Here is a 14,551-nt window from a genome sequence, read left to right as displayed (position 1 = left end):
TCGTCACAGCACTCTTCAATCACGACTCACAAAAGGAGAGAAATACATTGACTAAGAAAAAACAACCTAAATATAGCATTGGCGATATAGTCGTGATTACATTGTATGGAACCGTTGGCAAAATTACGAACGTAAAGATGCTCGATGGTGTATATCTATATGAAGTGAATAATCACGATGGTATTTACGTGGAGCATACATTACAACTAATAACAGATTATGAGGGACGGAATGTGGAAAAAGAATGGATTGAACTGCATTATAAGTTTACCTTCGGTGATCTTGTCCAGGTAACTGGATATGAAAAGGATGTATTTCGGGTAGTTGGCTATCGTACGGAAGTTTGGCGTTATAAAAATGATGCATGGGAAGATACAATTTATGAGTTGTCTCGCATTACAGATGGTGAATGGCTCGAGGCGGACGAATCTGATCTTACACTCCTAGCAAATGCTCAAGCGGCAAATAGTATATTAAAGAAGCTGAAAAATGACAAAACAGGTATTAACAAGCTCGACCTTGAAAAACTCAAATCTGTCAATAATTCTAAACGTGTTGGAATTAAAACCAACCGTACAGAAATTATTAATGGCTTACTTGATGTATATAATGATTATAGAGAGCTGTATCACACATTTCAAGATGAAGAGTACAAAATTGTGATGGATTTGGTTCTCAGTTACTTAACAAAACTAACCAAAAAGAAGTAATCATGTTTAGAGAGAGAAGAGAAATTGCAATAACACATGTATTGTGAAGGGTATGCCCACTATAGTTAAAAAGATAACGAGAGCTTTTACCATACGATCGGTCCACATATCGAAGTGTTCATTAGCAAATACGGCCAGACGTGATGTGTCTTCCTCTGCTTTCCAGTCAATCATGCTATTTTTTTCCACGACATCGTTCCCCCTTTAATAGCTTGTACTACATGGGTATGCACAGGCATGGTTTGATATGACTGGTACATACTAAGCCAATTAAAAAAATGTTTTTTCGTTTGTACACATAAATTTCATTTTCCCTCATAAAACAGAAATAAAGGGGTGATGAATGTGAAAGAAATTGAAGTGGTCATTGATACGGAAGAGATTGCCGAATTCTTTTACAATCAATTAATCCGAAGGGGATACGTGCCAGAGCCGGAGGAAATGGAGGAGCTGGCAGATATCACATTTGATTACTTACTTGAAAAGTGCATGATTGATGAAATTTTTGAGGAAGAAGAATAACAGCGAAGTAGCGACGGGTTGCACTCGTCGTTTTTCATTTCTGTTTTACGAAATTGTAACAACCTTCGACTTCTAACAACTGTTATAATAGAGACAAATGTGAGAATGAGGTGAAGCAATGTTAAAGAAATTACTTAAAGCCTTATTGGGACAAAGTCATAAATATCGTTCTTATTCTAGCAGTGATTACAAGAAGCACCATCATTATGGAAATCATCACCATCATGGAAATCATCACCATTATGGTCATGGTCATTATAAAAAGAAGCATAAAAGCCATAGTGTTTTTTCTAGCTTCTTTAGTAGCTAATGACGTTTTTTTCGCGTATCTCCAGTATTTTTGATAGACCGCTGCAACTGGGTACTGTTTTACTGTATTATCGCATCGAAAGTGTAATTGGCATGGGAAGCTACGGATTTACGTATCGCGTTACTGATTTGAACACAGGGGAAGAAAAGGTGCTAAAACAGCTGCGGAAAAGTAAACAAAAGCTTGCGTCGGGAAGAAAATCATTTCAGAATGAGCAAGCAATTTTGCAGGAAATCAAGCATTCTTGTATTCCGCAGTTGTTTCATTCCTTTGTTTGGAATGATGAGCCGTTTTTTGTAATGACCTACATACAGGGAAAAACATTTGAGCAGCTCATTTTTGAAGAGCAGCACGTGTATACTGAGGAGAGGGCATTTTCCATTATTTACGATATTTTGAGGATTGTTTCGCATTTTCATAAACAGGGTATTATTCATAGAGATTTGCGCATTCCAAATATTTTAACGGAAGGCGGGCGGATCTATATTGTTGATTTTGGTTTAGCCTGCCGCATGGGTGAGAAGGATACCAGAGAGGAAACCTTTTTTGGTGAGAAGCAATATATGCGAGAGGTTCATTATCGCAGCGACTTTTATGCGCTAGGACATTTTCTTCTCTTTTTGTTGTATTCGGGCTATACACCTGTTTCAAAGAAGGAACGTCCTTGGTATGAAGAGCTGCCCCTATCTCATGACGGGAGAAGCATAATTATGCGTATGCTGCGTATAACAACACCGTATGAAAATGCAGAGGAACTGATGAATCATATTGAAACAATGGAAAAGGAGAGAAGTATATGTTTCAAAGATTTTTAGCAAGTGTCGGGATTGGGGCAGCTAAGGTTGATACAGTATTGCAGCGCGATGAATGGGCAGTGGGAGAAGAAGTGAAGGGGATTGTCCATATTGCGGGCGGCGCTGTTGAACAAAATGTTGATAGTATTTACCTTACACTTTCTACTACGTATACACGAGAGTCAGATGACCGAAAAGTATCAATTACACAGGATTTGGCGAAAATTCGCTTAACAGATCCCCTTGTGATCAAGCCGGGAGAAAAGCGAGAGGTGCCATTTTCCTTTACGTTACCTATTGAAACACCTTTAACATTCGGTCTCAAAAAAGTATGGATCCGTACGGGGTTAGATATTAAACATAGCATGGATCCAAGCGATACGGACTATATTCAAGTGCTGCCGGGTACTCTTATGAGCGACGTAATGCAGGCCGTACAGAGCCTTGGCTTCCGATTACGCCAAGCAGAATGCGAAGAGCTGCCGCACCGTTTGCGAGGCAGCGTTCCGTTTGCGCAGGAGCTTGAGTTTTTACCTGTATCAGGTCCGTTTTACCGAAAGCTAGATGAGTTAGAGCTCCTTGTTTTCCCGCGTTCACTGAATGAGCTGGAGTTTATTATGGAGATTGATAGGAAAGCAAAAGGATTAGCAGGCTTATTTTCTGAGGCGCTAGATTTAGACGAGACGCGTGTTCGCTTCACAGTTACACCTTCTGATGTGGCAACACTTGCACATAGATTAGAACAGATGATAAAAAAATATTGTTAATGCATAAAATAAAAAATAGAGGGGAAGCTAAGAACCCCTCTATTTTTTATTTGAGCGAGGTTGATGAGAGTGATGAAACAACGCGTACGTTTACTAGAGTGGATGATACTTTGCGCGGGTGTTTTTATTGGCATGGCGAGTACATATGAAACAGCAGTTCTCGTTTATACTGATACAGCGGTGAGTAAATACATCCACTCTTTTCGCAATGACATGTTTACTATGTTTTTTAGGCTTATATCAGATATAGGCTCCATTCGATTGTATGCGCCGCTTGTTTGTTTGCTGGCACTGTATTTTTTGATTCGAAAACGCTGGTTAGTTGTTGCTTTGCTAGTTGTTAGTTTATATGGTTCCCGTTATTTGAACTTTGCACTAAAGTCTTGGTTTGAGCGTGCACGACCCGACATTCATACACTTGTAACTGCCACAGGTTATAGTTTTCCGAGCGGTCACGCGATGAATGCGACAGCGTTTATCGGCTTTATTGCTTATTTGGCAATTACAGAGCATCGTTTGGAGCTTCGACAGAAAGCGATTATTATTACAGTGGCTTCCTTGTTGATTTTTTCGGTTACTTTAAGCCGTGTATACCTAGGGGTACATTATCCTACTGATATTCTTGCGGGTTGTGCAGCAGGAGGGGCTTGGCTTATACTGTGCATTTTGTTTCATCAATTTTTTTCTAAAAAAACAGCTTAGCATCAAGAGGATGCTGAAAAAGTCTATTTAACAAAGAAAAGAAGCTAGACAACTACTGCAACTGCATGTAGATGGATAACTTCTTTTCTTTGTATATGAATAAAATTTTTTAATGTGCTCAAAGCAAGGACTGTTTCAGCAGCCTCTAATCTTAAAGCTGTTTTTTATTTTAAGGAGGTATAGATTCTTAGCTATAAGCTAATTTAACGTAGTGGAAAAGCTTAAGCATAAAACGCAAGTGCACTTACGTCTCCATTTTCGTATAAAGGTTCGCCAATCGGCGAGGCTTCTGTTTTCTTTATATTTGTGGGCGTAAAACCACGATGCCTTTAGGTTCGTGGTAGTTCACTGATATTTTGTTTTACTTGGTTCTACGTGAATATGGGAATGGAGAATCTGATGTTCTTGTTTTAGAAGCTCTTCAATTTCATCTGTAATGCGGTGGCTTTCTATTACATCCATAGTTGCGTTTACTTCAATTGTAATGTCCACATAAGCTTCGTTTCCATACATGCGGCCTCTGATGTCCGTAATTTTATTGACCCCGTTCACCATAGCTACTGTATGTTTATATAATTCCATCTCACCCGGATCAATGCCGTCTGTTAATAAATGAGAAGCATCTTTGAATATATCCCATGCTGTTTTGCAGATGATAATCCCAACGATAAGTGCTGCAATTGGATCAAGCATCGGTACCCCATATTGGGAGGCAATGATGCCAATTGTTGTGCCAATGCTAACAAGCATATCGGAAAGATTATCCTTTGCCGCGGCTTCAAGTGCTTTGCTTTTTGTTCGCCTTGCAAGAGCCATATTGTATAAATATACGCCGTACATTACGACCGCACAAAATATAGCTACCCATGCTGCTGTTACACTAGGTGTTGTTTGTTCACTTTGAAAGAATAAACGCACGGCTCCAATCATTACATCAATTCCTACGCTTGCCATAATAAAGGAAGCTGCTAGAGAAGCGACTTGTTCGGCACGGGAATGACCGTATGGGTGATTATGATCACGTGGTTTTCTAGAAATTTTCAAGCCGATTAGTATGGCGAGGGATGCCCCGATATCTGTTAAGTTGTTCAGGCCGTCTGCGCGAAGAGCGCTTGATGCGGTAATGTAGCTCACAGTCAGCTTTATTGCTGATAAAAATATGTAGGCGGCAATACTAACAATCGCACCGTGGTCTGCTTTTTTATGAGAATATGCTTCCATGTGCATATCACACAACCTTTCGCAAAAATGTTCCTGTATAAGAGTAACAGATAAGAATTGAGTGGGTCTATACAAACATTGTTGTGCAAAAGTAGTTTTTTAGGAGCAGGATAAGAGTGTTTCGGAGAGGCAACATCTCAGATTTTATATGAGGTTGATAATAATATTATTATGTAAACATATAAGTGTGTAAGTGGACGATGTTTATATTTTGATACAAACATAAAGTCAATTAAATGGAAATTCGCCCATGCAGTCAAAATACAATAGGATTAAGGAAGGGGGATGGCGGGGATTGAAAAAACAATGGGTTATTACACAAAGTGAAAGGGATCAATGTTTTGTTGATGCTTTGAGAAGGATACGGGAAAATGTTGATATCCTAAAGGAGAGCGCAGCAGAACTGGATCATGTTAAAGAAGGGATTGAAGGATCATATCATCAGATTTTAAAGGACCTAAAAGCTTTAAAACTGTACAGATAAGAGAGCATCCTTCGGGGTGCTTTTATGCTGTAAAGGCAATTTGGCATAAGGGGAATTTATAAAACAAACGTAGTGAGAAGACTTGTACTTTCTCTTATCTTGTCATCTGTTCTTTGACGAGATAAGATTAATAAGAAGAACTGTAAAATAAAGGGGATGAAGCAAATGAATTTTGAAATGCATACCCATATCGTTTCTCATGATTTAGAAGTGCGTGTTGACGCAGAGGACAATTTATTTGAACTTCGGCTTGATGGTTATCATGTATACCCATTAGAAGAGACAGTACCTATATATAAAACTGAAAAAGAAGCAGTCGGGAAGGCTGTACCGAAAATGATTGTTTGGAATGAAGGAAAAACGATTCTCCGTTATCAACTCGTTTCTCTTCATTCTGTCAACTAAGATGAGGAGAGAGAAGGCATGAAGTTTTTTCATACGGCAGATTGGCATTTAGGAAAATTAATTCATGGTGTGTATATGACAGAGGACCAGGAGTTTGTACTGAATCAATTTGTAGAAGCCATTCGGCTGGAGAGGCCTGACGCTGTTATCATTGCGGGGGATTTGTATGACCGGGCTATTCCTCCGACTGAGGCTGTTGATTTACTTAATCGGACATTAAGAACGATTACGATTGATTTACAAACTCCTGTGTTTGCAATTGCGGGAAACCACGATAGTCCCGATCGGATCCATTTCGGAAGCGAGTTGATGAAGGCGCAAGGTTTATATCTTGCTGGACAGTTTCAATATCCGTATGAACCAGTAGAGCTTGTGGATGAGCACGGGAAGGTTCATATTCATTTAATTCCATATGCAGATCCAAGTGTTGTTCGATATAAATTAAAAAATGATGATGTGCGTAGTCATGATGATGCAATGCGTATTCTTGTAAATACGATTGCTGAAACAATGGACCAGGAAGCTCGCCATATTTTTGTTGGACATGCCTTTGTAACGCCATCGGGAGAGATGGAGGAGAATACGAGTGAAAGCGAGAGACCGTTATCAATAGGTGGCGCTGAATATGTGAATAGTCATTATTTTAAGCACTTTCATTATACGGCACTTGGGCATTTGCATCAGGCCCATTACATACGTGAGGAGAAAATTCGGTATGCGGGCTCGCCTATGAAATATTCCATTTCGGAAGAACACCATAAAAAGGGTTTTTATATTGTGGAATTGAATGGACAAGGGGATATCACGATAGAAAAGCGGGAACTGAAGCCGCTGCGTGAGATGAGAACTGTGGAAGCTAAGCTAGATGAGCTGCTGCGTCATGAAATTTGTGCAGATTATGTATTTGTAAGATTATTGGATGAAAATCCTGTTTTGCAACCAATGGAGAAAATTCGCACTGTGTATCCGAATGCAATGCATGTCGAACGAGTCTTGCATAAGCAAGGAAAGACAGATACAGGAGAAGCAGCTGCATCCCGTCATCAAATGGATGATATGTCCTTGTTAAAGGCCTTTTATAGAGAAATGCGGGGGAACGAATTGTCAGATGTGAAGCAGCAAATTTTTTTAGAAGTGCTAGACGAAGTACGTGAGCGGGAAGGAGGGCGACGATGAAGCCGATTCGACTTATTATGAATGCGTTCGGACCATATAAAGGGAAGGAAATTGTGGATTTTGAAGAATTGGGTGAGCATCGCTTATTTTCAATTTCAGGGAACACAGGTGCTGGAAAAACAACAATCTTTGATGCGATTTGTTATGCGCTCTATGGAGAAGCAAGCGGTGAAGAGCGGAATGATGCTGTTATGCTGCGCAGTCACTTTGCTGAGGATCATGTGCATACGAGCGTTGAGCTTATATTTGCTATTAGAGACCGGGTATATCGGATTATGAGGCAAATGGCGCATAAAAAGAAAGGAAATAAAACGGCAACAGGCGGAACGATTGAATTTTACGAAATTGTTGGAGAAGAGCAGGTGCCGTGCGTGGACCGTGTTCACGTGACCGATATCAACCGAAAGGTAGAAGAGCTGCTAGGTCTAAATAAGCATCAATTTAGTCAAATTGTAATGCTTCCGCAAGGGGAATTTCGTAAGCTGCTGACTTCTGAAACAGAAAATAAAGAGGAGATTTTGCGCCGTATTTTTAAAACAGACCGCTATAAGCTTATGAGGGAGCTATTGGATGGGAAACGGAAGGCACTGCACGACAAGCTGCAGGGCAAGAGGAAGGAACGCGATATTTATATACGGAACGCGATGCAGCTTCCTGTACGTGAGTCGTCTTTTTTAAAAGAGCTTACAGAACAAGAGAGTGTAAACAGCTATCAAGTGCTGCAAGCCTTAGAAGAAGAACAGGCCTTTTATCAAAGTCTATTGGCAGCATTGACAAAGAAGACGGAATTGCAAGTAAAGGAGCTTGCGGAAAAAGAGGAATTCTATCATAGGGCTAAAGCAGTCAATGATAGATTACTAGATTTACAGTTGAAGGAAGAACGCTATGAACAGCTGCTTCTTGATCGTCAAGTGATGGAGCAAAAGCAGCAGGAACTGCAGCTTGGCGAGAAGGCAAACCGTCTTGTGCCATTTGAGGACACATATCTGGAGGCTGTTCACATCGCTGGGCAAGCAGAAGCAAGGGTTGCTATGCTGCACGGGAAACAAACAGAAATAGAGCAGCGTTTCCAAAGGACTGAGCAATTGTACAACGCTGAAAAAATGAAGGAACCGCTGCGTGAGGAAGCAAAGCGAAACAGAGAAGCTTTGACAGAGCTAAAGCCTATTTTAGAAACCTTCGCCTCCAAAGAGCTGCAGCTAAAGGAAACAGAGAAGAAGCTGCAAAAGGAGAAAGAGCGGCTTCAGGCTGTTGTCCAAGAGGAACAAAGAAGCTTAGAACAACGTAAGAATCTAACTCAAGCGCTGCAACAGCTTGATGAGTTGTTACGTGACTATGCGGCAATGCTTGAAGAGCGAGCGGCATTACGGGAGGATTTTAAAGCGCTCAAAGTATACCTGGAAGCTTCGCAATATGTGAAAGAGCAAGAGGCTCATCTATTACAGGCGAAGAGTGTGGCCGAGCAGTGGCAAAGGAAATATGAAGCAGCTGAAAAGGCATGGCTTGCAGAACAGGCTGGACATCTTGCGCTGCAGCTAGAGGACGGTTGTCATTGTCCTGTATGTGGAAGTACTTCCCACCCGAATAAAGCGGTATTCCGTGAACAGGGAATTCATAAGGATGAACTGCAACAGCTTCGCAGCAAGCGGGAGCAGGCGGAGAAAGAGTATTTTCAATACGAGGGAATCTGGCACTCGGCAAGCAAGGATTGTGAAAACAAGGCACGGGAGATTGAAGAACGCGGCTATCATCGTGCCGAAGCTACACAAGAATATGAGATGCTCATGAAAAAAGGAACACAATTGTCTGAAAAAATTGAGATCTTGAGGCAAAAGGAAACTATACGGAATGATATAAAGCTAAAAATCCAAGAGCTCGAGGCGCATATAGAAAAGCTGCAGAACGATAAAGGACAAATCGAAGCTCACCTGCAGCATATGGAGCGTTCGTACATGGAGGAGCAGGTTGCCTATAAGCATGATCAAACGAGAATTCCAGCGCATATTTCCAATATGAGTATGTGGAACAGCAAATATCAAGAAGCAGAGAGTTTGATTCAGACGTTGGAGGAGAGCTGGAAGCTAGCAGAGCAGCAGTATGAGCAAGTGACAAAGGAAGGATTTCAAATCCAAGCAGACTATGGCTCCGCGCTGCGGCAGCTAAAGGAAGCTCAAGAGCAAAAAAGTCAACGATATGAGCGTTTTGCGGCAAGCCTGCGGCAGGCCAGTTTCATAGATGAAGCCGCTTATCAAGCTGCGAAAAGGCCCCAAGAGCAAATTCTGTCCCTGCAGCAAACAATCGAGTCATACTATTCAGCAGTACAGTTGCTTTCCAAACAAATCGAGGAGTTGCGCAGTGAGCTAACGAATGAAAAACGAACTAATGTAGAGGAATTACTGGGGACAATCGAAGAACTGCGACAACAAGCAGAACAAACGAAGGAACAGCGTCAGCATACAATGATGACCCTTCAATATATAAAACAAACTGCAGAGAATATTAGCAGAATTGATGAGGACATTCAAGAAGAAGAAACTGTTTTTCATGAGCTTGTTGATTTGTATGAGGCTGTCAAAGGCGATAATGAGAGCCGGATTTCTTTTGAACGATATATCCTTATTGAATATTTAGAGCATATTGTGCAGGCGGCAAATGAGCGGCTTCGTAAGCTTTCAAACGGTCAGTTTTATTTAAAAAGAAGCGATAGGGTGGAAAAGAGACTTCGTCAAAGCGGTCTCGGACTAGATGTGTATGATGCGTATACCGGACAAACGCGCGATGTAAAAACATTATCTGGCGGTGAAAAGTTCAACGCATCTCTTTGTCTGGCGCTCGGGATGGCAGATGTGATTCAATCTTATGAGGGAGGCATTTCCATCGAAACGATGTTTATTGATGAGGGCTTCGGATCTCTTGATGAAGAATCGCTTGTAAAGGCAATCGACACGCTAATAGACTTACAAAAGTCGGGTCGTCTGATTGGTGTAATCTCCCACGTGCAAGAGTTAAAACATGCGCTTCCAGCTGTTTTGGAAGTAACAAAACAGAAGGATGGCTGTAGTCGAACACGGTTTGTGATACAGGTATAGTCATACTAATGGTCGTAAAATTGGTTACGAAATTGATCACATTTACCAGCGGTCACATTTTTGGTCACATTTTTTTGAATATATCGTCGAGTTTTTCAGAAATGGTGCGTTGCATCTCTGGCAATACGTGACTGTACGTATTAAGGGTAGTTCCGATGTCAGCATGTCCAAGTCTTTCTGAAATTAACTTTACGTTGACATTCTGTTGGACTAATAACGTAGCATGCGTATGTCGTAAATCATGGAATCTAATACGAGGTAATCCCAATTTTTCAGTTACATGATAAAATGATCTGCGTATGCTACGTTGGTCTAAAGGAGTACCGTATTTTGAGGGGAGAACTAAGTCTAAATCGATATATTTATCACCAGCTTTAAGTTTTTCGTGATCTATAAGTTGTCGATGAGATTTTAGTTCTTCCACCAAAATGTTCGGAATGTGAATAGTCCGCATACTACTTTTGTTTTTAGCACCGTATCTTAATTCTTTTGCTTCCGATAGAGTCTGTCTGATGTAAATTAAGTTGTTCTCCAAGTCGACATCTTTCCAGCGTAAGCCTAGAATTTCCCCTTGACGCATTCCAGTGAACACAGCTATCAAAAAACTGATGTGAAAGCGTGTTGCATTCTCAACATTCTTACTTTCCTTTAAAAAATAATTCACTTGATCTAAACTCCAAACTCCCATCTCTTTTTTAGGAATCCGAGGTAAAACAACATCCGTAGCTGGATTGTTTTTGATTAACTTGAGTACTTTAGCCCGTTTTAACGATGTCCTAATAAAACTAAAAACTAAGTTAATCGTTCCTTCTGAATAATGCCCTTCGTCAATCAATTGTGTAATGTAATGTTGTAAATGCATGGTCGTAAGGTCTTGCATTTTAAAATGCCCTAGATAAGGCTTAATGATGTTTTTATAATGCGTGTAGTTTGCTCGATACGTAGATTTGTTTAACTGATTTTTTCTTTCTTTGAACCACTGCTCCATGAATGTTTCGTAAGTCATATGAGATAATTTCAGAAAATCATCATTTGATAACTCGACCTTTATTCTTGCCATTTCTTCTGCTGCCTCGCGTCTCGAAACAAACCCTCTTCGTCTAATTTGTTTCCGTTTTCCCGTCAACGGATCTTTCCCTGCATCAATAATAAAGTCAAATCTTCCAGTCTGTTTATTTTGTTTTATACTTCCTTTCACAAAATCCTACCTCCTTATACTTTCTAGGGATATCGGAGTTGTAAAAGGCTTCCATATGCTTGTATTTTAACATAGTTGATACACATGAGAAAAGGAACCGAATCTGAGGTCGTTTTAATCGACCACGTTCGTATTTGGGCATGTTTTTGTTGGGTCTGTATAAAAAGTCTCAGACGATAATAACTCATGAAATTCGCCAAGATGAGCGTTCTGGTGATGTATTGCAACTAGGGAGTTATTTGGCTAGTACAATACAGCTTAAAATTGTTATAATATGGTGAAATAAAGTTGGTTAAGTTTGATGAGGAGGAAGAGTTTTGATAAAAAAATCATTGGAAAACTGGTTAATGGGATTTGCAGTTGTGTTTGTTGTGGTAGCTATTATTATGCCTATTATTATCCGATCTTGGTATAGGCAGTACGATGATTATTCAGGATTAGCTGCACTAGGACCCGTAGGTGATTTTATTGGAGGCTCAACATTAGCGTTCTTTAATTTAGCGACAATTCTATTGTTATTTGCAACATATATAGCTCAAAAAAAGGAACTTATAGCAGCAAGAACAGAATCTCAGATAGCTAATAATACAATGAAAATCCAAAGATTTGAAAGTACATTTTTTAATATGCTTTCTCTTTACAACGATACTGTGCGTTCAATACGAATTAGTAGCTCTCACTTAGAAGAATGGGAAGGTAAACGAGGATTACTAGTTTTATACAACCAATTCGTAGGGGATTATAACCAATTTTTACGCACTATGGAAAACCACTCTAAAACAGTAGAAGGCGAACTAGAAGTAATTCAAACTGCATATAATCATTTTTGGACATCGTATGAATATGCATTGGGTCATTATTTTAGAAACTTATATAGAATTGTTAAATGGATAGATAAAAATGAAATTAGTTTTGAAGATAAAAAGGAATATATAGCAATATTGAAAGCCCAACTATCTCCTTATGAATTAAAACTATTATTTTATAATGCATTGAACGTTGAGGACAAGGATTTTAAAGATTTAATAATAAAGTATAACTTTTTTGATGATCATTTTAAAGCAGAAGATTTGATTAAAGCAACTCACTTTGAACTGCTATAGGAATGTTTTACCAACCATATAGAAGACACTGAATTGAATTTCCCTTTGCGTTTCGTATTTTACTATTGCATTTCACTCTTTTAGAATTGTACAAAACTAAGTTAGTTGAAACGGATACTAAATGAATGTCTGGGAAGGTGATCATATGTTTACAGAAGAAGAATTAGTTTGGATAAGAGAAGTTTTCAGTGATTATGATCCTGAACTTTTTCAAGTGGCTCCCTCATATTTTTATAAAAAGGAAACGGAGTATGAACGAAATAAAAATAGGGAAAATGTAAGAAAGGAGTTAGATGATCTAAGAGATAAACTGATGAAAGTTACTCCAGAGGAATTACTCGAACTTAGAAATGAAAATAAAAGAGAACAACAAGGGATTGAGAATTTCTCCGGTATTTATATCATACATAATTGTGTAAAAGATATTTATTATGTTGGAAAAGCAGAAAGAGTATTCGACAGGGCTTACCAGCATTTTCTTATAAATGAAGGAAATCCTGGAGTACATAAGGATTATAGTTTAGGGGATGGATTTAGTATTAGTTTAATACCTTTAGAGAATACATCATTTTCATTGCTAAACGAGTTAGAAGATAATTCCATAAGGGCTTATGATGCGTTTTCATACGGCTATAATAGAGTTGAAGGTACTATATTAGATAAACCTATTTTCAGAAATAACGACTATGAAAAAGTTTCGGATTTAATCTTAGATAGGATAAAAGGAACAGAAGTGTTTTCGACCCTTACTAACGACAAAAAAAGAATGATTTTCATTTTAAAATTATTCAAAGAATTCGAATTACCACGCAACCCAAATTTTCAACAAAATTTCATGACAGTTATAAAGAAATACCAAAAGGTTAACAAAAAGAAGAAATAATAACTTTACATAGCTAAATTCCTTAGCATACAGGGGTTTGGCTTTTTTTTATAAAAAATATACTAAGCGTACAAAATTTTCGGAATGTTGGTGATATCTCGAATTATAATCATTGAATTCAATCTGCATCTGATCCTATGCAATCTATAGTATGAAGAAGGGGGATGATTTTAAATCCCCCTCAAATATGAGGGGCTGATCTGACACTCCATCTCACAGTCCAAAGTTGAACAGTGAGGATGAAGAAGTACAGTAGTGTAAAATCCCCATTTTAAGTAAATCTTTTTGAGCTTCTTCATTGACAGTACGCCTATTTTTGGAAATAGTAACCTACAGAAGGGATCACTGAGGAGCATCAAATTAGCGATTCGAAAAAATTTTTTAACCTTATCTTGTATATTTGATAATGGGTGTCTATACTTGCCAACATAGGGAGAAACAAGGTAAAACATCGCTACCAGAGGCTCCTCAAATTTGAGCCTCCCTACAAACAGAGTTGCTGACAGAACCTCTGATGGGTTATACTGCCAGTTACCGACTTTAAATTGACGAGTGTTGAGAAGGAGGATATGTGCGATTTTGCGGAATTTTGGTTAAAATGGAGGAGTGAACAGAAGAAAATTAAAAAATAAAAAGACTCCCACATTTAGGAGTCTAGTATTTATGATTATTTGGTATGTACAAACGACAAACAACATGCTATCGTTTTAGTATCTATACCTGCGTCAAATTTGACGGGGTGTGTACTTTTCAGCATGTTTCTATGTATCTATTTGTTTTTTTCTGTCCTTTGATAATTGAATATACTTACTTAACTTATATCCATATTATAAAGCATTTCAGGGGAAATGCAAGCTGTTTTTGAAAAAATTTGAGGGGAGGTGAGGACAATGCAATTAAACAAGAATATGCTTTTCTTCTGCTACGATCTAGCGTTGAAAAACAAATTGAAGGCTAACAATATCAGCTTCATTTGTACCGCTATAAGCAATGATGGGAGACGCTTCTGGCAGTATTTTCGTACAGATGAAGTCAACGAAATTATCAAGCAGCACGTTAAACAGGGTTAATATCAAATACTTAGACAATTAGACAAAGGAGAATGATTATATGAGCAATGAATTTAAGATTCAAATACCACAACACATAGTTAGGAATAGTGAAGTTTCAGATAAAGAATTCGTCTT

Annotated in this window: 16 protein-coding genes; 13 read left to right on the top strand and 3 right to left on the bottom strand. The window is 38.9% G+C overall.

Going from position 1 to position 14,551, the window contains the following annotated elements; all coding sequences use genetic code 11:
* Positions 1-47: 47 nt before the first annotated feature.
* A complete protein-coding gene (locus tag AAHB12_RS09640; RefSeq protein WP_129726469.1) occupies positions 48-710 on the top strand; it encodes a hypothetical protein in 663 nt (220 codons plus the stop codon).
* Between the two features lie 6 nt (positions 711-716).
* Here AAHB12_RS09640 and AAHB12_RS09635 read toward each other — a convergent pair whose 3' ends face one another.
* Positions 717-899 (bottom strand): DUF3930 family protein, encoded by a 183-nt coding sequence (locus AAHB12_RS09635; RefSeq protein ID WP_342045155.1) that lies wholly within the window; start codon positions 897-899, stop codon positions 717-719.
* Between the two features lie 156 nt (positions 900-1,055).
* Between AAHB12_RS09635 and AAHB12_RS09630 the strand changes: the two genes are divergently transcribed.
* The 5 genes from AAHB12_RS09630 to AAHB12_RS09610 all read left to right on the top strand — a co-directional run bounded on the left by AAHB12_RS09630 (position 1,056) and on the right by AAHB12_RS09610 (position 3,805).
* Entirely contained in the window at positions 1,056-1,232 is a 177-nt protein-coding gene (locus AAHB12_RS09630) for a YozD family protein (protein WP_129726468.1), read from the top strand.
* A gap of 118 nt (positions 1,233-1,350) precedes the next feature.
* Positions 1,351-1,542, top strand: a complete 192-nt coding sequence (locus AAHB12_RS09625) for a hypothetical protein (protein WP_129726467.1) — start codon at positions 1,351-1,353, stop codon at positions 1,540-1,542.
* Entirely contained in the window at positions 1,542-2,357 is an 816-nt protein-coding gene (locus AAHB12_RS09620) for a serine/threonine protein kinase (protein ID WP_342045154.1), read from the top strand. The genes AAHB12_RS09625 and AAHB12_RS09620 overlap by 1 nt, the downstream gene beginning before the upstream one ends.
* Positions 2,339-3,103, top strand: coding sequence for a sporulation protein (locus AAHB12_RS09615; protein WP_342045153.1), 765 nt, complete (start codon positions 2,339-2,341; stop codon positions 3,101-3,103). Before AAHB12_RS09620 ends, AAHB12_RS09615 begins: the two co-directional genes overlap by 19 nt.
* Before the next feature lie 72 nt (positions 3,104-3,175).
* On the top strand, positions 3,176-3,805 hold the full coding sequence (locus AAHB12_RS09610; RefSeq protein ID WP_342045152.1) for a phosphatase PAP2 family protein: 630 nt from the start codon (positions 3,176-3,178) through the stop codon (positions 3,803-3,805).
* 345 nt (positions 3,806-4,150) lie between these two features.
* On the opposite strand, the gene AAHB12_RS09605 is transcribed toward AAHB12_RS09610, so the two are convergent.
* Complete coding sequence (locus AAHB12_RS09605) at positions 4,151-5,026, bottom strand: cation diffusion facilitator family transporter (protein WP_342045241.1); 876 nt, start codon at positions 5,024-5,026, stop codon at positions 4,151-4,153.
* A gap of 295 nt (positions 5,027-5,321) precedes the next feature.
* Here AAHB12_RS09605 and AAHB12_RS09600 point away from each other — a divergent pair, with 295 nt between their 5' ends.
* From AAHB12_RS09600 to AAHB12_RS09585, 4 genes are all read left to right on the top strand, one after another.
* The gene (locus AAHB12_RS09600; protein ID WP_129726463.1) at positions 5,322-5,510 is read left to right on the top strand and encodes a hypothetical protein; all 189 of its coding nucleotides are present in this window, start codon (positions 5,322-5,324) and stop codon (positions 5,508-5,510) included.
* A gap of 165 nt (positions 5,511-5,675) precedes the next feature.
* Complete coding sequence (locus AAHB12_RS09595; protein WP_129726462.1) at positions 5,676-5,915, top strand: DUF2584 family protein; 240 nt, start codon at positions 5,676-5,678, stop codon at positions 5,913-5,915.
* Between the two features lie 18 nt (positions 5,916-5,933).
* Positions 5,934-7,091 (top strand): exonuclease SbcCD subunit D, encoded by a 1,158-nt coding sequence (locus AAHB12_RS09590; protein ID WP_342045151.1) that lies wholly within the window; start codon positions 5,934-5,936, stop codon positions 7,089-7,091.
* Positions 7,088-10,180, top strand: coding sequence for an SMC family ATPase (locus tag AAHB12_RS09585; RefSeq protein WP_342045150.1), 3,093 nt, complete (start codon positions 7,088-7,090; stop codon positions 10,178-10,180). The genes AAHB12_RS09590 and AAHB12_RS09585 overlap by 4 nt, the downstream gene beginning before the upstream one ends.
* A gap of 64 nt (positions 10,181-10,244) precedes the next feature.
* Here AAHB12_RS09585 and AAHB12_RS09580 read toward each other — a convergent pair whose 3' ends face one another.
* On the bottom strand, positions 10,245-11,378 hold the full coding sequence (locus tag AAHB12_RS09580; RefSeq protein WP_342045149.1) for a site-specific integrase: 1,134 nt from the start codon (positions 11,376-11,378) through the stop codon (positions 10,245-10,247).
* A gap of 317 nt (positions 11,379-11,695) precedes the next feature.
* On the opposite strand from AAHB12_RS09580, the gene AAHB12_RS09575 reads away from it, so the two are divergent.
* The 3 genes from AAHB12_RS09575 (at position 11,696) to AAHB12_RS09565 (ending at position 14,434) form a co-directional block, all read left to right on the top strand.
* Complete coding sequence (locus tag AAHB12_RS09575; protein WP_342045148.1) at positions 11,696-12,481, top strand: putative phage abortive infection protein; 786 nt, start codon at positions 11,696-11,698, stop codon at positions 12,479-12,481.
* A gap of 145 nt (positions 12,482-12,626) precedes the next feature.
* Positions 12,627-13,364: a GIY-YIG nuclease family protein gene (locus tag AAHB12_RS09570; RefSeq protein WP_342045147.1), complete on the top strand. Its 738-nt coding sequence runs from the start codon at positions 12,627-12,629 to the stop codon at positions 13,362-13,364.
* A gap of 890 nt (positions 13,365-14,254) precedes the next feature.
* Positions 14,255-14,434, top strand: coding sequence for a hypothetical protein (locus tag AAHB12_RS09565; protein ID WP_342045146.1), 180 nt, complete (start codon positions 14,255-14,257; stop codon positions 14,432-14,434).
* Positions 14,435-14,551: the final 117 nt, after the last annotated feature.

The sequence above is a fragment of the Bacillus sp. OTU530 genome (genome assembly GCF_038440375.1).
This window is presented reverse-complemented; position numbering and strand designations above follow the sequence as displayed.